The following is a 21,805-nucleotide window of genomic DNA, read 5'->3' as shown; positions in this document are numbered from 1 at the left end:
GGCCGGCCCCGCGCTCCTCGCGCGGGGCCGGCCCGTCCGCGGAGAGTCATGACGAACCAGATCCTGTACGGCGGCGACTACAACCCGGAGCAGTGGGACCCCGAGGTCTGGGACGAGGACGACGCGGCCTTCGGCCTCGCCGGCATCACCACGGTGACGCTCGGGGTGTTCGCGTGGGCGCACCTGCAACCCGCCGAGGACCGGTACGACTTCTCCCGGCTCGACGCGATCGTCGAGCGCGCGACCGCGCAGGGGCGCTCGATCGTGCTGGCGACACCGAGCGGGGCGATGCCGCCGTGGCTCGCCCGCGCGCACCCCGACGCGTGCCGGGTCGACTTCGAGGGCCGCCGGCACGTGTACGGCCAGCGGCACAACCACTGCCCGTCGTCGACCGCGTTCGCGCGGCTGTCGGTGGCGCTCGCGGGCCGGCTGGCCGAGCGGTACGGCGACAACTCCGCCGTGGTCGCGTGGCACGTCGGCAACGAGTACGGCGGCGCCTGCTACTGCGAGGAGTGCGCCGCGGCGTTCCGCGTCTGGCTCCGCGAGCGCTACACCACCCTCGACCGGCTCAACGACGCGTGGAACACCACCTTCTGGTCGCACACGTTCACGGACTGGGAGGAGGTCCAGCCGCCGACGGCCCTCTCCGAGCACTGGCGCGGGCCGAACCACACGGCGTTCCAGGGCATCACGCTCGACTACCGGCGCTTCATGTCGGACGCGCTGCTCGGCGGCTTCCTGGCGGAGAAGGCGGCCATCCGCGCGCACGTCCCGGACACACCGGTCACCACGAACCTCATGGGCCTCTACCAGCCGGTCGACTACCACCGCTGGGCCGAGCACCTCGACGTCGCCACGTGGGACAACTACCCGCCCGAGGACCCGTCGCCCCTGCGCACCGCGGCCCGGATGGCCCTCGCGCACGGGGCGATGCGCGGGCTGCGGCGGGGCGCGCCGTTCTGGGTGATGGAGCAGACGCCGTCCACGACGGCCAGCCGCGACGTCAACGCCGTGAAGCGGCCCGGCGTCCTCGGGCTGTGGACCTGGCAGTCCGTGGCGCACGGCGCCGACGCGACCCTGTTCTTCCAGCTGCGCCAGTCCCGCGGCGCCTGCGAGAAGTACCACGGCGCCGTCCTCGACCACGCGGGCCGCACGGACACCCGGGTGTTCCGCGAGGTGGCCGCCCTGGGTGCGCAGCTGGCGGGCCTGGGGGACGCGACGCTCGGCGCCCGGACGCCCGCGCGGGTGGCGCTGCTGCTCGACTGGGACTCCTGGTGGGCGGTCGAGATGTCCGACGGGCCCAACCGCAACGTCCGCTACCTCGACGTGCTCACCAGCTACCACCGCGCGCTGTGGAACCAGAACGTGCTCGTCGACGTGGTGCCGGTGACCACGGACCTCGACGGGTACGACGTCGTCGTCGCGCCCCTGCTGCACCTGGTGAAGGGGGACCTGGCCGCGCGGCTGCGGTCGCTGGTCGAGCGCGGGGGGAGCGTTCTGACGACGTTCCTGTCGGGCCGGGTCGACGAGGACGACAACGCGTTCCTCACGGACGCGCCCGGCCCCCTGCGCGACCTGCTCGGGCTGCGCGTGGAGGAGACCGACGCGCAGCAGCCGTCGGTGGTCAACCCGGTCACGCTCGACGGGGTGGCCCACGAGGCGCGCCACGTCTTCGAGGTGGTGGTCCCCGACGAGGCGACGACCGTGGTCGCGACGTACGGCGCGGACTTCTACGCGGGCACTCCCGCGATCACGCGCGCCCAGCACGGCGACGGCGAGGCCTGGTACGTCGCGACGGCACTCGACGACGCCGGTGTCGCGGACGTGGTGCGGCGCGTCGTCGACCGGCACGGGCTCCTGGGACCGCACGCCGGCGACGAGGGTGTCGAGGTGGTCGACCGCGTCTCGCCCGAGGGCGTCCGCCACCGGTTCGTCCTGCACCACGGCGCCCACCCGGTGACCCTGACGTCGGAGGTCTCCGGCACCGACCTGCTGACCGGTCGCGCCGTGGCCGCCGGTGACCCCCTGACCCTCCGGCCGAACGAGGTGCTCGTCCTCTCATGAACAACCGCGTCGACATCCCCTCCCAGCCCTCTGGTCCTCTGCCCGCCGCGTGGCGCGAGTGCGTCGGCACCGGCCGCCTCAACCTCGCCCTGCGCGCCGACTACCAGGAGTCCGCCGCGTTGGTGCAGCGCGAGATCGGGTTCCGGTACATCCGCGGCCACGGCCTGCTGTCCGACGACATGGGGGTGCTGCGCCAGTCCGAGGGTGTCACCCGGTACACGTTCACCTACGTCGACCAGGTGGTCGACTCGTGGCTGCGGATCGGCCTCAAGCCGTTCCTCGAGCTCGGCTTCATGCCGTCGGCGCTCGCGTCGGGGGACCAGACGGTGTTCTGGTGGAAGGGCAACGTCACGCCCCCGCGCTCGCACGACGAGTGGGCCGCGATGGTCCGCGCGGTGCTGCGCCACCTGATCGACCGCTACGGGCTGGAGGAGGTCCGGACCTGGCCGATCGAGGTGTGGAACGAGCCGAACCTCGACGTGTTCTGGGAGGGCGCCGACCAGGCCGCGTACTTCCGGCTGTACGAGGCGACGGCCCGCGCGGTGAAGGACGTCGACGCGTCCCTGCAGGTCGGTGGCCCGGTCCTGTCGCCGGGGTCCGACGAGTGGTGGGCGCCCTTCGCCGACTTCGTCGCGTCGCGGGACGTGCCCATCGACTTCGTCAGCCGGCACGCGTACTCGTCGGGACCTGCCCAGCCCGTGCCGTTCGGGGTCTACCAGACGTTCGAGCGGCCGCAGACGCTGCTCGACCAGTTCGACGCCCCGCGCCGGCACCTGGCCGGGACCCCGCTCGCGGGGCTGCCCGTGCACATCAGCGAGTTCAACACCTCCTACCGCCCGGACAACCCGGTCCACGACACGGCCTGGAACGCCGCCTACCTGGCACCCGTCCTCGCCGGCGGCGGGGACCTGGTCGAGTCGTTCTCGTACTGGACGTTCTGCGACGTGTTCGAGGAGGCCGACATCCCGACGTCCCTGTTCCACGGGGGCTTCGGCCTGCTGACCCACCGCCAGGTGCGCAAGCCGACCTACCACCTGTACGCGTTCCTGGCCCGCATGGGTTTCTCGGTGCTGGCCCGCGGCGACGACCACCTCGTGTGCCGGGACGACGACGGACGCGTGACGGTCCTCGCGTGGCAGCCGGTCGGGGGTTCCGATGACGGTCCCTACGGCTCCGCGCCGGCCACCCACGAGGTGCGGTTGCGGCTCCCGGTCGGCTCGGACGTGGCGGTCGTCCGGCGCTCGGTGAACGAGACCGAGGGCAACGCCTGGTCGGCCTGGCGGGAGCTCGGCCGGCCTCGGAACCCGTCCGAGCGCGTGCTCGACCTGCTGCGCGACGCGTCCGCGCCCGCGGTACGGCACTCCTCCCTGACCGCCGAGAACGGCTACGTGGACCTGGATCTGGTGCTCGGGCAGCACGAGGTGACGCTGGTCGAGCTCCTGCCGGTGACCCCCGACGAGCACCCCGGGCTGGACGACCGACGGCTGCTCGGGCAGGACGTGATGGGATGACCGCCATGACGACGAAGCCGGACGACGAGATCGGCACCGGCCCTCTCGCGCGCTGGTCCGCTGTCGTCTACTGGTTCCTCGTGGTCGAGGCGATGCTGGTCCTGACGTCCGCACCGGGCCTGGTGCTCCTGCAGCTGCTCGACCGGGACGTCAGCAACATCCCGCTGGTCGCCCTGGCGTGCGTGCCGGTGGGCCCGTCGGTCGCGGCGGCGCTGTTCGCGTGGCGGGTGTTCGCGCGCGACCGCGACCTGTCCCCGGCACGGCACTTCTGGCGCGGGTACCGGCTCGACGTCCTCGACGTGCTCCGCTGGTGGGTGCCGACGCTCGCCGTGCTCGCGGTGGTCGCGGTCAACCTGACGCACCTGGGCGCCGCGGGCATCCCGCCGGTCCTCGGCGTCGCGCTCGGGGCGATCGCGCTGCTGCTCCTGCTCTGGTCCGGGCACGCGCTGGTGCTCAGTGCGCTCTTCTCTTTCCGTACCCGCGACGTCGCCCGGCTCGGGGCGTACTACCTGGCGGGCAAGCCGCTGGTCACGCTCGGGCTCGGGTCGGTGCTCGTCCTGACGGCAGCGGCGGCCTACGCGTCCGACTGGCTCCTCGTCCTGCTCGCCGCCCCGCTGACCTACCTCTACGCGCGCACCGCCGCACCCGTCGTCGCGGCCGCGGAGGCGCAGTTCACAGCCTGACCACCGTCTTGCCGGTGGTCTCGCCGCGCATCATCGCCAGGAACGCGTCGACCGCGTGGTCGAGGCCGTCGACGACGGTCTCGTCGTACGCGACCTGACCCGACGAGAACCACTCCCGCATGTCCGCGAGGAACGCGGGGTAGTGCTGCAGGTGGTAGGGCACGGTGAACCCGCGCAGCATCAGACCCTGCTGGATGATCCGCGCCAGGTTCCGCGGCCCCGGCTGCGCCTCCGTGTCGTTGTACCCGGAGATCGCCCCGCACAGGGCCACGCGACCGTCCCGGTTCAGCGTGCCGATGGCCGCCTCGAGGTGCGCCCCGCCGACGTTGTCGAAGTAGACGTCGATCCCGTCGGGCGCGGCCGCCCGGAGCTGTCGGTAGACGTGACCGTCCTTGTAGTCGAACGCGGTGTCGAACCCGTACCGCTCCTGCACCAGCGCCACCTTCTCCGGCGACCCCGCGGACCCGATCACCCGCGACGCACCCTTCAGCCGCGCGATCTGCCCGACGACCGACCCCACCGCACCCGCAGCCCCGGACACGAACACGACGTCACCGGGCCGCATCTGCGCGATCTGCAGGAGCCCGAGGTGCGCGGTGAACCCGGTCAGACCGAGCACCCCGAGGTACGCCGACAACGGGACGCCGTCGTCCACCACCCGGAACTGCCCGGCGTCACCCTGAGCGACGTCCCGCCAGCCGAGGTCGTGCGTGACGGTGGCGCCGACGGGCACGTCCGCCGACGTCGACGCGACCACCTGCCCGACCGCGCCGCCCGTCATCGTCGCGTCCAGGGCGAACGGCGCCACGTAGGACTCCGCGTCGTTCATGCGGCCGCGCATGTACGGGTCGACGGACAGGAACGCGTTGGCCACGCGCACCTGGTCCTGCCCGAGCTCGGGCAGCTCGACCGTCACGGTGCGGAAGTCCTCGGGCACGGGCCACCCCTGCGGCCGGCGGACGAGCTGGACCTGGGTGCTGGTCGTCATGCGTCGAGTCTGGGCCGAGACGCCACGGCCCGCCCGCTCAAGTGCTGCCCGGAAACCCCCGATCAGCGAGGTGTCGGCCGACTAGTGTCGGCCTCGCGACGCCGCTCCGACCCTGTGCGGCCTTCTGAGGAGCACACCATGACCGCCGGCCTCGCAACCCATCGCCACCGCACGCTGCGACGCCTGCTCGCGCTCGTGGCCGTCGTCGTGACGACCATCGGGACCGCCACAGCCGGCGCGGCCGTCCCCACGGTGGAGCGGGCAAACACGGACACCGTGCTCGTCGCCTCGGCGCACGCCGTGGTCGCGGGAAGCCCGGTGGTGTTCACCGCGACCGTCTCGTCCGCGGCGCCCATCCCGACGGGCAGCGTGACCTTCCGGATCACCGGTCGCGCTGACCAGACGCTCCCGCTGGTCGACGGCGTCGCGCAGGTGCAGGTCGACGGACTTCCCGTCGGGGACTACAGCGCCTCGGCCTGGTACCTCGGAACAGACGACCTGCAGCCATCCATCGGGACGTCGCACGGGTGGGTCCTCGAACCCGTGGCCCCGGTCGTCACCAAGGTCTCGAAGATGGTCGTCGCCAACCGGGTCGAGGAGATCGACCTCAGCGGATCCCATCTCGCCGGCGCCACCAAGGTCACGTTCGGTGGGCTGGCCGGGAAGATCTACGAGTCGTGGGACACCATCTCGCTGCGTGTCGACATGCCTGCCGTGGCACCTGGTCTGGTCCCCGTCGTCGTGACGACGCCGGCCGGTCGGTCGAAGCCGTTCCTCCTGGAGGTTGTCGACGCGAGCGCCGGACTGGTCTCGCGCACACCCGTGCGCCTCGACACAGACCAGCGCATCGGCTACGCGCCGACGTGCGTCCAGGTCGCCGGGACGAGCGTCGTCCCGTCGGGAGCGGCTGCGGTGACCCTGAACGTCACCACCTGGGGAGCCTTCGAGCCCGGCTACGTCGTCGTCTACCCGGACATCCGGTACCCGTTGGGCCTGCCGACGACGTCCACGGTGAACTTCGAGCCCGGACGGGACGTCGCGAACGCTGCCTTCGTCCCCCTGTCTCCCGACGGCCGGATCTGCTTCCGGGTCGAGGGCCTGTCCGCTGTCGTGCTGCTCGACGTCACCGGCTTCACGATGCCGGGCTCCGGTGTCGAGCTCCTGAGCCCGGTCCGGCTCCTGGACACGAGGTCCGGGTTCGACGCCGTCGGAGAGGTGCAGGGGGCGGTGTCCTCGGGCACCGTCCACACCGTGCAGGTGGGCGGCAAGGCGGGGGTGCCCGCGAACGCGACCGCAGTCATCCTGAACGCGACCGTCACGGGGACCACGGCACCCGGCAACCTGCGCGTCTTCCCCGCGGGGACCCCCGTGCCGAACGCGTCGGTCGTCAACTACGCACCGTGGCGGGACAAGGCGAACCTGGCGATCGTTCCGCTGTCCCCGTCCGGGCAGATCTCGTTCCTCTCCGACGCCGGGGGCTCCACCGCGCACGTGATCCTCGACGTCGCCGGCTACGTCACCGCCGGAGGCCGGTACCGGGGCGAGGCGCCCGTCCGCGTGCTCGACACGCGACCCGGGCCGGGACAGGTCGGCTCGATCGCCGGTTCGGTGCAGGCCGGCACGCCCTACACGGTCACCCTGCCCAGCGCGATCGTCCCGGCCAGAGCGACGTCGGTGGTCCTCAACGTCACCGCGATCGCGCCCACCTCGCTCGGCAACCTGCGGGTGTACCCGAGCGGATCGGGTGTGCCCAACGCGTCGACGATCAACTACATCCCTGGACGGGACATCCCCAACCTCGTGGTGGTCGACCTGCCGGACACCGGCCCGGCGACTGTGACCCTGTACTCGGACATGGCGCCCGGCGGCACGGTCCACGTCGCTGCCGACGTCGCCGGGTTCGTGGTCGCTCCCTGACCGATGCTTTCCGCGTAGTCCGCCAGGTCCCACGAGCGCACACGTCGCCGCGCGCGATGCCCTAGGGTCGGCTCCGCCGAGCCACCGTCGAAGGAGCGCCCCATGAGCCCCGCACCCGTGCACCACCGACTCCGGGCGCTGCGGCGCGTCCTGGCGGTCCTCGGCATCGCCGCGCTCGCCGTCGCCGGCGCCGTGCAGCCGGCCACCGCGGCGGCCGGCTCCGCCCTGATCACGACCACGACCGTGGCGAGCGTCCCGGAGGCGGTCTTCGTCGGGGACCCGGTGACGGTCACCGTGACGGTCTCGGCGGCCGAGGGTGTCCCGACCGGCAGCGTCGGCATCTCTCTGGACTTCGGTGCGCTGACTCCCGTCCCCCTCGTGGACGGCACCGCGTCACTGACGCTGGAGGACGTCGGCGTCGGGCAGCACCACATCTGGGCCGACTACGCGGGCGACGGCGGCTTCGGTCCGTCGTTCCAGACCTCCGTGCTGGAGCTCTGGGTGATCCAACGTGTCGCGCCGACCGTCTCGGCCGTCCAGCCCGCCGTCCTGCCGTCCGACCACGACGTCCGTATCTCCGTGATCGGGTCGTACCTCGCGGGCGCCACGAGCGTCACCTTCGGCGGCGTTCCCGGTACCAACCTCGCCGTGACATCGACCGGCAGGATCGACGTCGACATCCCCCGGCACGCCGCGGGCACGGTCGACCTGGTCGTGACCACGCCCGCCGGGACGTCGGCGGGTGTCCCCGTGCAGTTCGTCGACACGCGCGCCGGCATCGTGTCCACGGTGCCCGTGAGGATCCACGACTCCTGGGCGTACCCGTCGTCGCCGAGCTGCCTGCAGGTGGGGGAGACGAACGGCGTCCCCGCCGGCGCCACCGGCGTGGTCCTGAACGTCACGGTCATCGCCCCGTACGGGCCGGGCAACCTCGTCGTCTACCCAGACCGGGGTCCGCTCGGGCCGGTCCCGACGGCCTCCACGGTGAACTTCGAGTACAACCGCGAGGTCGCGAACGCCGCCTTCGTCGCGCTGCCCGACAACGGCAGGATCTGCTACGACGCCCGAGGCTTCGGTGGCGCCCGCGTGCTCCTCGACCTGACGGGCTTCGTGATGGAGGGCTCCGGCATGGAGCTGCAGGACCCTGTCCGGCTCCTCGACACCCGGCCCGGGCCGGCTCAGGTCGGTGACGTCTCGGGGCCTGTGCCGTCCGGTGTCGTGCAGACCGTCCAGGTCCGTGGCAAGGCAGGGGTGCCCGCCGATGCCACGGCGGTGATCGTCAACGCCACGGTCACCGGCACCGTCGGCCCGGGGAACCTGCGGATCTACCCCGCGGGGACAGCGGTCCCGAACGCGTCGGTCGTCAACTACGCGCCCGGGTACGACAAGGCGAACCAGACGATCGTGCAGCTGTCGTCGTCCGGAAAGCTCTCCTTCCTCTCCGACGCCGGCGGGTCCACCGCGCACGTCATCCTCGACGTCGTCGGCTACGTGACCGACGGGGGCGTCTACCGCGGCCAGACGCCGACCCGCGTCGTCGACACCCGTGGGGGGCAGTGGCAGGTCGGCCCGACGAGGGGGGCGCTGCGGGCGCTGAGGGCTCACACGGTCACGCTGCCCAGCGAGATGGTCCCGGCCGGGGCGACCTCGGTCGTCCTCAACGTCACGGCGATGGCGCCCAGCGGCCTCGGCAACCTGCGGGTGTACCCGACCGGTTCTGATGTTCCCAACGCGTCCACGGTCAACTACATCCCGAGTCGTGACATCCCCAACCTGGTGGTCGTCGACCTGCCGGACTCCGGCCCGGCGACGTTCAGGGTGTACTCCGACATGGTCGCCTACGGCAGCGTCTGGCTCGCCGCCGACGTCGCCGGGTTCGTCGTCGCTCCCTGACGCGCGCCGCGCCCTTCACTGCCGAGACGCTCGAAGGAGCACCAGCATGAACCCGACCGCCACGCATCGACGCCTGTCGCTGCGCCGCGTCCTCGCGGTCGTCGGCGTGGCCGCGGTCGCGGTCGCGGGCATCGTGCAGCCGGCCACGGCTGCGGACGACCCCGCTCTCGTCGAGACGGCGACGTTCATGACGTATCCGCGGGCGACGTTCGTCGGCGACGCGGTGACGGTCACCATCGACGTCCGGTCCGAGGAGGGCGTCCCGACGGGAACGGTCGACGTCTCGCTCGACCTCGGTCCGGCGACCTCCGTCCCCCTCGTCGACGGCACGGCGTCGCTGACGTTCGACGACCTGGACGTCGGGTCCTACCGCATCGAAGCCTGGTACCCCGGTGACGGTCGGTTCGGTCCGTCGGGTCAGTCCTTCGGGCAGTCGTTCGCCGTGGTCGCTCGCACCGCTCCGGTCGTTTCCAGCGTGCGGCCGACGGTCCTGCCGGCCCGCCGCGACCAGCGCGTCGACATCGTCGGCTCGCACCTCGGGGGAGCCACGAGCGTGACGTTCGGCGGAGTGCCCGGAACCGGCCTCATCTCGTCGGACCGCTCGATCTCCGTCTATGTCCCGAAGCTTGCGGCGGGCACGGTCGACGTCGTGGTGACGACGTTGGCCGGCACGTCGAACGCCGTCCCGGTGCAGCTCGTCGACACGGAGCCGGGAATCGTGTCCCGGGTCCCGGTGCGGATCCTCGACGTCTGGGCGGACAGCGCGCAGGCCTCGAGGTGCCTGCAGGTGGGCCAGACGAACGGTGTCCCCGCCGGCGCCACTGGGGTCGTGCTGAACGTCACCGCCATCGCGCCGTACGGCTCCGGGCACGTCGCGGTCTACCCCGAGGGGACCACGCTCACGCCGGTCCCGACGACCTCCACGGTGAACTTCGAGGTGGGCCGTGAGGTCGCCAACTCTGCCTTCGTCGCGCTGTCCGACAGCGGCAGGATCTGCTACCACGCCCGAGGGGTGGCGGGCGCCCGGGTACTTCTCGATCTGACCGGCTTCGTCATGGGGAGCTCGGGCGTGGTGCTGGCGGATCCGTTCCGGATCCTCGACACCCGGTCCGACACCGGTCAGATCGGTCCCGTGTCGGGGCCGGTGCCCTCGGGCGCCGTGCAGACCGTCATGGTGCGTGGCGAGGGCTGGGTGCCGAACGACGCGCTGGCCGTGATCCTCAACGCGACGGTGACGGGGACCACCGGCCTGGGCAACCTGCGCATCTTCCCGGCCGGGACGCCGGTGCCCAACGCGTCGGTGGTCAACTACGCCCCCGGCAACGACAAGGCGAACCAGACGATCGTGCAGCTGCCGTCGTCGGGGGAGGTCTCGTTCGTCTCCGACGCCGGCGGGTCCACCGCGCACGTCATCCTCGACGTCGTCGGCTACGTGACCGCGAGGAGCCCGTACCGGGCCACGACGCCGACCCGTGTCCTCGACACCCGTCCCGGCGGTGGGCGTGTCGGCACGGTCGCCGGGCCGCTCCAGGCGAAGAAGGAGTACACGGTCGAGCTTCCCAGCACGCTCGTGCCGGCCGGGGCGACCTCCGTGGTCCTCAACGTCACCGCGATCGCGCCGAGCAGCCTGGGCAACCTCCGGGTGTACCCCGGCGGGTCAGGTGTTCCCGACGCGTCGACGATCAACTACATCCCCGGACGGGACATCCCCAACCTCGTCGTCGTGGACCTGCCGGACACGGGCCCGGCAACCGTGACGATGTACTCCGACACGGCACCGGGGCACACCGTGCACGTGGCCGCCGACGTCGCCGGGTTCGTCGTCGCACCCTGACGGGTGAACCCTGCCCACGGACGGCATCGCCGCCGACGGCGTGGTCGATCTCTGGCCCGTTGCCGGCCCGTCAGTAGATCGTGCGGCCCGTCGCGTCCGGGATGCCGGAGCGGCGGAAGAACGCCGACCGCAGCTGGTCGCGCCATTCGCGGGCGCTGCGCTCCTGCTCCGCCAGCCGCTGCGTGACCCGGTCGAACAGCGCGTCCGGCACTCGTCCCCGGACCTGCTCCCATGCCGACGCCATCCGCACGACCTCGTCGTACCCGTCCGCGTGGGTGTCGTAGATGTGCTGGACGACGGTCGACCCGCTGTGCAGGACGTGGGTGTACGGGACGTGGTGGAAGAACAGCAGCAGCTCGTCCGGGCACGTCTCCACGGACTCGTAGACGTCCCGCCACGGGGCCGCGTACTGGCCGGTGAAGCCGGTGCCGGTCGCGCGCGTGCGGTCGACGCCGATGCCGTCGCGGTCGGCGAAGTGGTACGTGCCCCAGGCGGTGTACTCGTAGCCGTCGACGTCGGGGCCGTAGTGGTGGCCGGGTCGCACCATGAACCCCACGCCGAGCGGGGCGGTGTACCGCTCGTAGGTCCGCCACGAGTCGTCGAGGACCGCATGCACCGCGGCGCGGACGGCCGGGTCGTCGCCGAACGTCAGGCCGGCCCACTCGTCGAGGATCGCGAGCGGGTCGTGGGCTCCCCATGCCAGCCGCGCGAACGCGTAGAGGTTCGCCTGCGCGAGCGGGTGGCCGGTCCAGAACTCGTCGGTGCCGACGTTCGAGACGGCGACGAGCCCCGCGGGTCGACCCTCCGGCAGCCCGGCGGCGACGTCCCCGACCGTGCGCCCGTCCTCGGCCAGCCGGAACGCGAGGATCTGCTCCCACTGCGGCCCGAGGTAGACCGCGTGCTGCTGCTGGCCCGTGTACTCCTGCGTCACCTGCAGCTCGACGGCGAGCCGTGTCCGGGGCATGCCAGCGATCACGGGAGAGACCGGCTCACGGGTCTGGAAGTCCATCGGGCCGTACTTGACCTGCAGGACCACGTTGTCGTCGAACCGGCCGTCCAGCGGCGTGAAGTGGTCGTGCGCGGCCCGGGCCCGGTCGGTGGACCGGTCCCGCCAGTCCTGGTGGTGGTCGTAGACGAACGCCCGCCAGAACACCGTGCCGCCGAACGGTGCGAGCGCCCGGGCCAGCAGGTTCGCGCCGTCGGCGTGGTCGCGGCCGTACGCGAACGGACCCGGCTGGCCCTCCGAGTCCGCCTTCACGACGAACCCGCCGAAGTCCGGGACCGTCTCGTAGACGCGGCGGACCGCGGACGCCCACCAGTCCTGCACCGCCGGGTCCAGCGGGTCCGCCGTGGGGAGGCCGCCGACGGTCAGCGGCGCCGCGAAGCTCGCGGACAGGAACACGCGGATTCCGTGCGGCCGGAAGACGTCGGCCAGCCGGGCGACGTCGTCGAGGTGGTCCGTCAGCAGCCGGGCCTCGGTCGCGTGCACGTTGACGTTGTTCAGGCCGACCGCGTCGATCCCGACGGACCCGAGCAGCCGCGCGTACCGGGCCACCCTCGACAGGTCGTCGCGGACGCGGCCGTCGGTGTAGAAGATCGACCCGCCCGCGTACCCGCGCTCCACCTGGCCCATGACCGGGTGCACGGTCATGTTGTCCCAGTGGTCGAGCATGCGGATGCCGTTGACCGGCTGGTCCCGCACCACCTGGTGGGACCCCGAGAAGGCGTCCTCGCCCCGACGGACCAGCGCGTGCAGCCCGTACAGGAGGCCTGCGGCGTCGGCTGCCACGACGACCGTCGTGCCGTCCTGCCGCTCGACCGTGAACGCCCCAGACCTCATCGGTGCGTCCGCGCCGAGGACGAACCCGCCCTCGAGCGCCGCCTGCACGGCCGGCTCGGCGCCCACCTGCCCCCCGCTCCCGAGGATGGCGAGGACCACGTCGCTGGCGAGCACCTCGTCGACGCTCACGGGTGCGGTCACCAGGTGACCGCCGAACCGCGCCGTGGCGGCCGCCACCTCCGCGACGACCGTCCCGGCGACCGGTCCGGCGTCCGGTCCGACGGCGACGAGCACGCGTCGCGACCCCAGCGCCCGGAACGCCTCGTCGGGCAGCCACATCGGGTGCACGCCCGTCACCAGTCGTGCACCGTGCCGTCCTTGAGCCGGTTGAACGGCAGGTACGCCGCCTGGTACGGGTAGCGCGCGGCCGCGTCGTCGTCGTAGGTGACGCCCAGGCCGGGCACCTCACCGGGGTGCAGGTAGCCGTCCTCGAAGGTGAACGTCTGGCGGAACACCTCGTCGGTGCGCGACCCGTGCTGCATGTACTCCTGGATGCCGAAGTTGTGGATCGCGAGGTCGAGGTGCAGGGCGGCGGCCATGCCGACCGGGGAGATGTCCGTCGGCCCGTGGATGCCGGACTTGATCTGGTACTGCGCGGCGAAGTCGAGGATCTTGCGCAGGGCGCTGATGCCGCCGGTGTGCGTGACGGCCGACCGCACGTAGTCGATGAGCTGCTCGCGCACGAGGGTCTGGTAGTCCCACACGGTGTTGAACACCTCGCCGATGGCCAGCGGCGTGGTGGTGTGCTGCCGGACCAGCCGCAGCGCCTCCTGGTTCTCCGCGGGCGTGCAGTCCTCGAGCCAGAACAGGTCGTACGGTTCCAGGTCCTTGCCCAGGCGGGCGGCCTGGATGGGGGTCATCCGGTGGTGCCCGTCGTGCAGCAGGGGCAGCTCGGGGCCGAACTCGTTGCGGACCGCCTCGAAGACCGTGGGGATGTGCCGCAGGTAGGCGCGGGTGTCCCAGTCCTCCTCGGCCGGCAGGGGAGCGCGCTGGGCGGGCTCGTAGTCGTAGCGGCCCGATGAGGACGGCTGCGCGGCCACCCCGTAGACGGCGTCGATGCCCGGCACCGAGGTCTGCACGCGGATGGAGCGGAAGCCCTGCTCCTGGTGCTTGCGTATCGAGTCGAACAGCTCGGGCAGGTCCCGGCCGCTCGCGTGCCCGTACGCCATGATCCCGGTCCGGCTGGCGCCGCCGAGCAGCTGGTACAGCGGCAGCCCGGCGACCTTGGCCTTGATGTCCCAGAGCGCCACGTCGACCGCGGCGATCGCCGCCATGGTCACCGGCCCGCGCCGCCAGTACGCGGAGCGGTAGAGGAACTGCCAGGTGTCCTCGATGCGGTGCGCGTCCCGGCCCAGCAGCAGCGGCACCACGTGGTCGGACAGGTAGGACGCCACGGACAGCTCTCGGCCGTTCAGCGTCGCGTCGCCGAGCCCGACCACGCCGTCCTCGGTCGTGATCCGCAGCGTGACGAAGTTGCGGTCCGGGCTGCTGACGAGCACCTCGGCGGACCGGATCGCGGTCCCGCTCGCCGCCGGGGCGAGGTCGCTCGGTGCGGTGTCGGGCTGGTCCGTCGGCATGCCTGCTCCGTCCCGCCGACGACGTCGTCGGCGCTGCTGTGCTTCCTCGCGTCCCCACCTCTGCGGTGGGCGGCGCCGTGCGTGCGGTCCACCGTAGGCGGTTCCGGCCGATACGGGCAAACGTTTGCCGATGGTTGCCATCCGACGCGTCGACCGCCACCATGGGACGGCGCCGGGCCGGTCGGCCCGCCGGACGCCGATCGCTCGACGAGGACCGATGACGAGGCCACCCACTCTCCGCGACGTCGCGGCCGCCAGCGGCGTCGCCATCTCGACGGCGTCCCGCGCGCTCACCAAGCCCGGCCGGGTCAACGAGCGCACCGCGACGCGCGTCCGGGAGGCCGCACGTGAGCTCGGGTACGCGCCCAGCCCGACGGGCCGTGCCCTGAGCTCCGGCCGCACCCGGATGGTCGCCCTCCTCGTGCCCGACGTCACCAACCCCTACTTCTTCGGCATCGTGCGCGGCACAGCGGCCCGCCTCCGCGCCGACGGCTACGTGCACGTGCTGGTCGACGCCGAGGAGTCGGTCGAGGCCGAGGAGCGTGCGCTGCGCGCGCTGCGGCCGACCGTCGACGGGGCCGTCCTGGCGGCGTCCCGGCTCGACGACGACCGCCTGACGTCCTGGTCGCACGAGTTCCCGATGGTCACCGTGAACCGTCCCGTCCCCGACCAGTCCGGGGTCCTCGTCGACACCGCGGGAGGCACGGGTCAGGCGCTCGCCCACCTCGCCTCGCTCGGGCACCGCCGCGTCGCCTACGCGGGCGGCCCGCGCGCGTCCTGGTCGGACCGCCGCCGGCGCGCGGTCCTGCGCACGGCGGCCAAGCGCCTCGGCGTCGAGGTCGTCGGGCTCGGCCCGTTCGTCCCCCGCCGCGAGGACGGCGCCGCCGCCGCCGACGCCGTCCTGCACGCCGAGGTCACCGCCGTCCTGGCGTTCGACGACCTGCTCGCCTTCGGGATCCTCGATCGGCTGGCCGAGCGCGGGGTCGACGTCCCGGGCGCCATGAGCGTCGTCGGCTGCGACGACGTCTTCGGTGCCGACCTCGTCCGGCCCGGTCTGACGACGATCGCCGCGCCGCTGGAGCGCGCCGGCCACGCGGCCGCCGACCTCCTGCTGGCCAGGCTGGACCCCACCCACCCGGGCGGCTCGGTCACGGTGGAGCTCCCCACTCACCTGGTCGTCCGCGGCTCCACCGGCCAGGCCCCGCTCCGCGTGGTCCGCTGACCCGCCGCACCACCAAGCCCCACCACCCGCCGCGCGCTCGCCACCCGCCGCGCGTCGTGACCGGGTTCCCTGCGTCGCGTCGTCGACCCTGCCACGAGGTCGGCACTGGGAGACGAACGCGTGAGTTGCAACTGCCGACCTCGTCGTGAAGTGCCGTTCTCGCTGGCACCGCCCGAAACGGTCGCCGGAATTCCCCACGACCGGACGGGCCCAGCCCCGCGAGGATGCGCGGATGCTTCCCCTCAGCGAGATCGCCCGCGTCGGCGCCACCGTCGACGCGTCCTGGCGCAGCCCGGTGGCCGACGAGGTCGCGGCTGCCTGGGGGATCGCCCCGGGCGAGGCCCGATGGCTCCGTTCCAGCGCGACGCACGTGTTCGTCGTCCCCGCTGACGTCGACGCGCGCGGCGCTCTGTTCGTGCGCTTCGTCCCGGCGTCGCTCCGCACCGTCCGGGACCTGGCGGCGCCGGCCCGCCTGCTCGCCGCGTGGTCCGTGCACGGCTGCACCGTCGCCCCCGTGCCGTCGACGGCCGGCCGGCTCGTCGAGACGGTGCCCACCGCGCTCGGCCCCGTGCACGCCACGGTCGTCCGTGCCGCGCCGGGGGAGGAGGTGACGCTCGACGACCTGACACCGCCGCTCGCGCAGTCCTGGGGAGCGTCTCTGGCGCGCCTCCACCGCGACGCACCGGCCCTGGCCGCCGCGGACGAGCCGCCGCCCCTGGACCTCGCCGTGCTCGGCGACGACCCCGTCCTGCACGCTGCCGCGCACGCCGTCCTCGACGACGCGTCGCTGCTCGGGTCGCCCCGGGGCACCCTGCACGGCGACCTCGAGCTGGACAACCTTCGATGGGCCGACGGTCGGCCCGTCGCGTTCGACGCGGACGAGGCGCGTACCGGCCCGTTCGTCCAGGACGTCGCGGCGGCGGTGCGCGACCTGCTCGGTGACACGCCCGGCAGCGTCGAGCACCCGGAGCTGCTCGCGGACTTCATCGCCGGCTACCGGGAGGTACGCCCCCTGTCCGACGCGGACGTGTCCGCGCTGGAGCTGCACAGCGCCGCGGTCGCGGTCCGCCTGCTCGTCTCGATCGCGCACGTGGCGGCCGACCCGGCACCCGACGAGGCGCCGTGGTCGGCGGACCTGCGCGCCTCCGTGGTCGAGCACCGGCGCCGGTTGCGCGCCCGCGTGCTGGCCGCCACGGTGGGCCGATGACGATCACCGAGGTCGACCTCACCCACCTGCGGCGCGCTGTCGACCTCGCCCGCGAGGCCCTCGACGACGGCGACGAGCCGTACGGCTCCGTCCTCGTCGACCCCGCCGGCACGGTCCGGTTCGAGGACCGCAACCGCGTCAAGGACGGGGACGAGACCCGGCACCCCGAGCTCGAGATCGCCCGCTGGTCCGTGCACCACCTGACGCCGGAGGAGCGCGCCGCGTCCACCGTCTACACGTCCGGCGAGCACTGCCCGATGTGCGCGGCCGCCCACGCCTGGGTCGGCCTCGGCCGGATCGTGTACGCGTCGTCGTCGGCCCAGACCGCCGGCTGGCGCGCCGAGTGGGGCGTCCCCGCGGGGCCCGTCGCCGCCCTCCCGATCGCCACGGTGGCGCCGGGGCTGCCGGTCGAGGGGCCGGTGCCCGAGCTCGCCGACGAGGTCCGCGAGCTCCAGCGCCGCCGGTACGGGGCCTGATCAGGCGACGTCGTCGCTCGACCAGCCGAGCGAGTCGGCCTCGGCCTCGCCGGCCGTCGGGCCGGAGCGCGATCACGACGCGCTCGAGCCGCGATCCCGCTCGTCCATGGAGGAGCCGGAGCGCGATCACCACGCGCTGCTGGCCGCGCTCCCGCTCGTCCACGAACGTGCCTGAGCGCGATCACGAAGCGCTCGAGGTCGTGATCCCGCTCGTCCACGGAAGAGCCCGAGCGCGATCACGACGCGCTCGAGGCCGTGGTCCTGCTCGTCCGGAGAGGAGCCGGTCCGGTCAGGCGGGCTCGGGGACCCCGTTCAGGGCCGCCAGCAGTCCGGGGCCGTGCCGTTCCAGCTTGGTGGCTCCCACCCCGCTGATGCCGCCCAGCGCCTCCAGCGACGTGGGCCGCTGCGTCACCACCTCGCGCAGGGTCGCGTCGTGGAACACCACGTACGCCGGCACGCCCTGCTCCTTGGCCACCCCGGCGCGCCAGGCCCGCAGCACCTCGAAGAGCTCGAGGGCGTCGTCCGAGAGGTCGGCGGCGGCCGTCGGCCGGCTGGAGCGGGAGCCGCGCGTCCGCACGACCTTCTCGGTCTCCCGCCGCAGCCGTACCTCGCGCGCACCGCGCAGCACGTCCGCGCTGTCGGGCGCGAGCCGCAGCGTGCCGTAGCCGTCGGTGTCGACGCCGAGCAGCTCCATGGCGAGCAGCTGCCGGACGACGCCGCGCCACTCGCCGTCGGACAGGTCCTGGCCCACACCGAACGTGCTGAGCGACTCGTGGCCGAGCTGCGTGACGCGGGGTGTGACCTTGCCGCGCAGGATGTCGACCAGGTGCCCGACGCCGTACCGCTGCCCGCGCTGCTCCAGCCGGACGACCGTCGACAACAGCTTCTGCGCCGCGACGGTGCCGTCCCACGACTCGGGAGGAGTCAGGCACGTGTCGCAGTTGCCGCACGCCTGGGACGGCTGACCGAAGTAGTTGAGCAGCTGCACCCGGCGGCACGACACCGTCTCGCACAGCGCGAGCATGGCGTCCAGGTGCGCGGTGAGCCGGCGCTTGTGCGCGGCGTCGCCCTCGGACGTGTCGATCATGCGGCGCTGCTGCACGACGTCCGCGAGCCCGTACGCGAGCCAGGCCGTCGACGGCAGGCCGTCACGACCGGCGCGGCCGGTCTCCTGGTAGTAGCCCTCGACGGACTTGGGCAGGTCCAGGTGTGCGACGAACCGGACGTCGGGCTTGTCGATGCCCATGCCGAACGCGATGGTCGCGACCATCACGATCCCGTCCTCGCGCAGGAACCGCGACTGGTTCCTCGCGCGCACCTGCCGGTCGAGGCCCGCGTGGTACGGCAGCGCCGGGACTCCGTGGTCCACCAGGAACTGCGCGGTCTGCTCGACCGAGTTCCGCGAGAGGCAGTAGACGATGCCGGCGTCGCCCTCGTGCTCGGTGCGCAGGAGGTTCAGCAGCTGGTCGCGCGGCTTGTCCTTGGGGGCGATCCGGTACTGGATGTTGGGCCGGTCGAAGCTGGCGACGAAGTGCCTGGCGTCCCCGAGCTGCAACCGCTGGGCGATCTCGGCGTGGGTCTGCTCGGTGGCCGTGGCCGTCAGCGCGATCCGGGGCACCTCGGGCCAGCGCTCGTGCAGCATCGACAGCTGCAGGTAGTCGGGCCGGAAGTCGTGCCCCCACTGGGAGACGCAGTGCGCCTCGTCGATGGCGAACAGGGCGACGGTGCCGCGGTCCAGCAGCTCGACCGTCTCGGGGACCCGCAGCCGCTCGGGAGCCAGGTACAGCAGGTCCAGCTCACCCGCGAGGTAGGCGTCCTCGACCTTGCGCCGCTCGAACGACTGCTGCGTCGAGTTGAGGAACCCGGCCCGCACACCCAGCGCCGACAGGGCGTCGACCTGGTCCTGCATGAGGGCGATCAAGGGGGAGACCACGACCCCCGTGCCCTCCCGCACCAGCGCCGGGACCTGGTAGCACAGCGACTTGCCGCCGCCCGTGGGCATGAGCACCAGGGCGTCGCCGCCGCGGACGACGGTGTCGATGATCTCGGCCTGCTCGCCGCGGAAGGCGTCGTACCCCCACACGCTGTGCAGCACCTCGGCCGCGGCGGCCAGCGCCGCCTCCGGGTCGAGCGTCTGCGCCACCTGACGGGGGATGTCGGGGCGGGCAGCGGGCGCGCGCCGGGGGATGCCCGACCGGTCACGTCGCTCCGCCGCGGGCAGCGCGCGCGGGTCGTCCTGCTCGGGGGGCGGGGCGTCGTAGAACGGGTCGAACGGAGGCTCCTCGTCGAGAGGCCAGTCCGGTACGTCGCCACCCCAGCCGTCAGTCACGCGGCACACCCTACGTCCGACCGCCGACGTCCCGGGTGGTTCCTCCACAGTGCCGCGCACAGTGCCGCGCAACGGTCCTTGCTCGTCCGTAGGGTGGGCGCATGGCAACCGCACTCATCACCGGCGCGTCCGCAGGCCTGGGCCTGGAGTTCGCCTGGCAGCTGGCCACGGCCAGGCACGACGTCGTCCTGGTCGCCCGGAACGAGGAGCGGCTGACCCGCCTCGCCGCCCAGCTCGAGGCCGCCGCCGGGATCCGCGCCGAGGTGCTCGTCGCCGACCTGTCGGACCGCGCGGACGTCGAGCGCGTCGCCGACCGGCTGCGGGCCACCGAGCGCCCCGTCGGGCTGCTGGTGAACAACGCCGGGCTGGGCCTCAACCAGCGCTTCGTGCCCGGGGACCTGGCCGCCGAGGAGTCGGCGCTCGCGGTCATGGTCACCGCGGTCATGGTGCTGTCGCACGCCGCCGCCGGCGCGATGGTCTCGCGAGGCCGGGGGGCCATCCTCAACGTCGCGTCCGTCGCCGCGCTGCTCACCTCGGGCACGTACTCGGCGCACAAGGCGTGGGTCCGCGTGTTCACCGAGAGCCTCGCCGTCGAGCTGCGCGGCACCGGCGTCACCGCCACCGCCCTCAACCCGGGCTTCGTGCACACCGAGTTCCACGAGCGCGGTGAGATCGACATGACCGCGTACCCCGAGATCGCGTGGCTGAACGCGGAGGACGTGGTGGCGACCGGCCTCGCCGACGTGCGCCGCGGCGCCGTCCTGTCGACCCCCAGCCTGCGCTACCGCACGCTGTCGGCGGTCGCGCGGGTGGTCCCGCGCTCCGCCGTCCGCGCGTTCGGCCGCTACCGTCGCGCCTACCAGGGTCAGGACACGGACGCCCCGACCGTCGGCTGAGCCGGTGAGCGGGTGAGCGGGTGAGGGACACCCGCCCGGTACCCTGGCCGCCGTGACCCACGACCTCTCCGCGACGCCCCGCGAGCAGCTGCTCGACCTCATCCGGACCCTCGCGGTCGTGCACGGGAAGGTCACGCTGTCCTCCGGCCGTGAGGCCGACTACTACGTCGACCTGCGCCGCGTCACGCTGCACCACCGCGCCGCCCCGTTGATCGGGCACCTGCTGCTGGACCGGCTCGAGGAGGTCGGCCTCGGCACGGCGGAGATCGACGCGGTCGGCGGGCTGACGCTCGGCGCCGACCCCGTGGCGACCGCTCTGCTGCACGCCGCCGCGTCCCGCGGTCAGGACCTCGACGCGTTCGTCGTCCGCAAGGAGGCCAAGGCGCACGGCATGCAGCGTCGCGTGGAGGGCCCCGACATCGCGGGCCGCAAGGTCGTGATCCTGGAGGACACGTCGACGACCGGCGGGTCGCCCATCACGGCGATCGAGGCGGCGCGGGAGGCGGGCGCCGAGGTGCTGGGTGCCGCGGTCATCGTCGACCGGGCGACCGGTGCGCAGGCCAAGATCGAGGCGCTCGGCGTGCCGTACCACTACCTGTTCAGCCTGTCCGACCTCGGCCTGGCCTGATCCCACGATGGGCGACGTATCGTTCGGGCTGCTGGTCGTCCTCGGCGGGGTCGTCATGCTCGGCCTGGCGGTCGCCGGCTTCTGGGTGCAGAAGAAGCGGCACGAGCGGTTCCGGGGCTGGGCGCTGCGCAACGGCTGGACCTACGCGCAGTCCGAGCGGTCGCTGGTCGACCTCTCGCGGGGGCAGCCCTTCGGGCAGGGGAGCAGCCGTCGCGCCATCGAGGTGCTGCGCGGCACCTACGACTCCCGGCCCGCGCTGTCGTTCACCTACGTCTGGACCACGGGGAGCGGGAAGAACAAGAGCACCCACCACGCGCACGTCGTCGCGCTGGCCCTGCCGACGTACCTGCCGACGGTCGAGGTGACGCCCGAGGGGCTCGGTGCCCGATTGGCCAAGCTGGTCGGTGCGCAGGACGTCCAGCTCGAGTCCGACGCCTTCAACCGCGCGTACCGGGTGGCGGCGCGCGACCAGCGGACGGGCCACGCGATCCTCCACCCGCGCCTGATGGAACGGCTGCTGCGTCCCGACGCCCTCGGTACCGCCTGGCGGATCGACGGCACGTGGATCCTGTCCTGGGCGTCGGGGACCACCGACCTCGACCGCCTGGCGTCCCGGCTCGGTCTGCTCTCCGCCGTCGCGCGGTCCGTCCCGCGGCACGTCTGGCTGGACCACGGCCACGACCCGCTGGCGCCGGCCGGGAACGTCGATCCCGACGCTACGATCGTCTGACCTGCCCGAC

General features: G+C 73.0%; 16 protein-coding genes. 12 read left to right on the top strand and 4 right to left on the bottom strand.

Annotated elements, in window-relative coordinates:
* Positions 1–48: 48 nt before the first annotated feature.
* The 3 genes from CXY01_RS04230 to CXY01_RS04220 are packed head-to-tail and all read left to right on the top strand — an operon-like array spanning position 49 to position 4,258.
* A complete protein-coding gene (locus CXY01_RS04230) occupies positions 49–2,064 on the top strand; it encodes a beta-galactosidase (protein WP_146925806.1) in 2,016 nt (671 codons plus the stop codon).
* Positions 2,061–3,575 carry a GH39 family glycosyl hydrolase gene (locus CXY01_RS04225; protein WP_146925805.1) on the top strand — a complete coding sequence of 505 codons (1,515 nt, stop codon included), beginning with the start codon at positions 2,061–2,063 and terminating at the stop codon, positions 3,573–3,575. The genes CXY01_RS04230 and CXY01_RS04225 overlap by 4 nt, the downstream gene beginning before the upstream one ends.
* A 5-nt stretch (positions 3,576–3,580) precedes the next feature.
* Positions 3,581–4,258, top strand: coding sequence for a DUF624 domain-containing protein (locus CXY01_RS04220; protein ID WP_222594484.1), 678 nt, complete (start codon positions 3,581–3,583; stop codon positions 4,256–4,258).
* On the opposite strand, the gene CXY01_RS04215 is transcribed toward CXY01_RS04220, so the two are convergent.
* The gene (locus CXY01_RS04215) at positions 4,248–5,246 is read right to left on the bottom strand and encodes an NADP-dependent oxidoreductase (RefSeq protein WP_146925803.1); all 999 of its coding nucleotides are present in this window, start codon (positions 5,244–5,246) and stop codon (positions 4,248–4,250) included. The genes CXY01_RS04220 and CXY01_RS04215 overlap by 11 nt on opposite strands.
* 138 nt (positions 5,247–5,384) lie before the next feature.
* Between CXY01_RS04215 and CXY01_RS04210 the strand changes: the two genes are divergently transcribed.
* The 3 genes from CXY01_RS04210 (at position 5,385) to CXY01_RS04200 (ending at position 10,890) form a co-directional block, all read left to right on the top strand.
* The gene (locus CXY01_RS04210; RefSeq protein ID WP_146925802.1) at positions 5,385–7,163 is read left to right on the top strand and encodes an Ig-like domain-containing protein; all 1,779 of its coding nucleotides are present in this window, start codon (positions 5,385–5,387) and stop codon (positions 7,161–7,163) included.
* Positions 7,164–7,265: 102 nt separating this feature from the next.
* Entirely contained in the window at positions 7,266–9,056 is a 1,791-nt protein-coding gene (locus CXY01_RS04205) for an Ig-like domain repeat protein (RefSeq protein WP_146925801.1), read from the top strand.
* Between the two features lie 46 nt (positions 9,057–9,102).
* Complete coding sequence (locus CXY01_RS04200; protein ID WP_186813290.1) at positions 9,103–10,890, top strand: Ig-like domain repeat protein; 1,788 nt, start codon at positions 9,103–9,105, stop codon at positions 10,888–10,890.
* A gap of 70 nt (positions 10,891–10,960) precedes the next feature.
* On the opposite strand, the gene CXY01_RS04195 is transcribed toward CXY01_RS04200, so the two are convergent.
* Together CXY01_RS04195 and manD are read right to left on the bottom strand one after the other, a co-directional pair.
* Positions 10,961–13,027, bottom strand: coding sequence for an alpha-glucuronidase (locus tag CXY01_RS04195; RefSeq protein WP_307724380.1), 2,067 nt, complete (start codon positions 13,025–13,027; stop codon positions 10,961–10,963).
* Positions 13,024–14,307, bottom strand: a complete 1,284-nt coding sequence (gene manD, locus CXY01_RS04190; RefSeq protein ID WP_246125028.1) for a D-mannonate dehydratase ManD — start codon at positions 14,305–14,307, stop codon at positions 13,024–13,026. The genes CXY01_RS04195 and manD overlap by 4 nt, the downstream gene beginning before the upstream one ends.
* 217 nt (positions 14,308–14,524) lie before the next feature.
* Between manD and CXY01_RS04185 the strand changes: the two genes are divergently transcribed.
* The 3 genes from CXY01_RS04185 (at position 14,525) to CXY01_RS04175 (ending at position 17,212) form a co-directional block, all read left to right on the top strand.
* A complete protein-coding gene (locus CXY01_RS04185; protein WP_146925799.1) occupies positions 14,525–15,529 on the top strand; it encodes a LacI family DNA-binding transcriptional regulator in 1,005 nt (334 codons plus the stop codon).
* 232 nt (positions 15,530–15,761) lie between these two features.
* The gene (locus tag CXY01_RS04180; protein ID WP_146925798.1) at positions 15,762–16,736 is read left to right on the top strand and encodes a phosphotransferase enzyme family protein; all 975 of its coding nucleotides are present in this window, start codon (positions 15,762–15,764) and stop codon (positions 16,734–16,736) included.
* Complete coding sequence (locus CXY01_RS04175; protein ID WP_146925797.1) at positions 16,733–17,212, top strand: nucleoside deaminase; 480 nt, start codon at positions 16,733–16,735, stop codon at positions 17,210–17,212. The genes CXY01_RS04180 and CXY01_RS04175 overlap by 4 nt, the downstream gene beginning before the upstream one ends.
* Before the next feature lie 289 nt (positions 17,213–17,501).
* Here the strand turns inward: CXY01_RS04175 and recQ are convergent, their stop codons facing one another.
* On the bottom strand, positions 17,502–19,541 hold the full coding sequence (recQ, locus tag CXY01_RS04170) for a DNA helicase RecQ (RefSeq protein WP_146925796.1): 2,040 nt from the start codon (positions 19,539–19,541) through the stop codon (positions 17,502–17,504).
* Positions 19,542–19,642: 101 nt separating this feature from the next.
* Here recQ and CXY01_RS04165 point away from each other — a divergent pair, with 101 nt between their 5' ends.
* The 3 genes from CXY01_RS04165 to CXY01_RS04155 are packed head-to-tail and all read left to right on the top strand — an operon-like array spanning position 19,643 to position 21,795.
* A complete protein-coding gene (locus tag CXY01_RS04165; protein ID WP_146925795.1) occupies positions 19,643–20,437 on the top strand; it encodes an SDR family NAD(P)-dependent oxidoreductase in 795 nt (264 codons plus the stop codon).
* Positions 20,438–20,489: 52 nt separating this feature from the next.
* Positions 20,490–21,065: an orotate phosphoribosyltransferase gene (gene pyrE / locus CXY01_RS04160; RefSeq protein WP_146925794.1), complete on the top strand. Its 576-nt coding sequence runs from the start codon at positions 20,490–20,492 to the stop codon at positions 21,063–21,065.
* Positions 21,066–21,072: 7 nt separating this feature from the next.
* Positions 21,073–21,795 (top strand): type III secretion system chaperone family protein, encoded by a 723-nt coding sequence (locus tag CXY01_RS04155; protein ID WP_146925793.1) that lies wholly within the window; start codon positions 21,073–21,075, stop codon positions 21,793–21,795.
* The last annotated feature ends 10 nt before the right edge of the window (positions 21,796–21,805 follow it).

This window comes from Cellulomonas xylanilytica (assembly GCF_007989805.1).
GTDB lineage: Bacteria > Actinomycetota > Actinomycetes > Actinomycetales > Cellulomonadaceae > Cellulomonas > Cellulomonas xylanilytica.
This window is presented reverse-complemented; position numbering and strand designations above follow the sequence as displayed.

Bases quoted from the DNA above. Each gene is read 5' to 3' on its own strand.
- CXY01_RS04230 (WP_146925806.1), top strand. From the start codon at position 49: ATGACGAACCAGATCCTGTACGGCGGCGACTACAACCCGGAGCAGTGG.
- CXY01_RS04225 (WP_146925805.1), top strand. From the start codon at position 2,061: ATGAACAACCGCGTCGACATCCCCTCCCAGCCCTCTGGTCCTCTGCCC.
- CXY01_RS04220 (WP_222594484.1), top strand. From the start codon at position 3,581: ATGACGACGAAGCCGGACGACGAGATCGGCACCGGCCCTCTCGCGCGC.
- CXY01_RS04215 (WP_146925803.1), bottom strand. From the start codon at position 5,246: ATGACGACCAGCACCCAGGTCCAGCTCGTCCGCCGGCCGCAGGGGTGG.
- CXY01_RS04210 (WP_146925802.1), top strand. From the start codon at position 5,385: ATGACCGCCGGCCTCGCAACCCATCGCCACCGCACGCTGCGACGCCTG.
- CXY01_RS04205 (WP_146925801.1), top strand. From the start codon at position 7,266: ATGAGCCCCGCACCCGTGCACCACCGACTCCGGGCGCTGCGGCGCGTC.
- CXY01_RS04200 (WP_186813290.1), top strand. From the start codon at position 9,103: ATGAACCCGACCGCCACGCATCGACGCCTGTCGCTGCGCCGCGTCCTC.
- manD (WP_246125028.1), bottom strand. From the start codon at position 14,307: ATGCCGACGGACCAGCCCGACACCGCACCGAGCGACCTCGCCCCGGCG.
- CXY01_RS04185 (WP_146925799.1), top strand. From the start codon at position 14,525: ATGACGAGGCCACCCACTCTCCGCGACGTCGCGGCCGCCAGCGGCGTC.
- CXY01_RS04180 (WP_146925798.1), top strand. From the start codon at position 15,762: ATGCTTCCCCTCAGCGAGATCGCCCGCGTCGGCGCCACCGTCGACGCG.
- CXY01_RS04175 (WP_146925797.1), top strand. From the start codon at position 16,733: ATGACGATCACCGAGGTCGACCTCACCCACCTGCGGCGCGCTGTCGAC.
- CXY01_RS04165 (WP_146925795.1), top strand. From the start codon at position 19,643: ATGGCAACCGCACTCATCACCGGCGCGTCCGCAGGCCTGGGCCTGGAG.
- CXY01_RS04155 (WP_146925793.1), top strand. From the start codon at position 21,073: ATGGGCGACGTATCGTTCGGGCTGCTGGTCGTCCTCGGCGGGGTCGTC.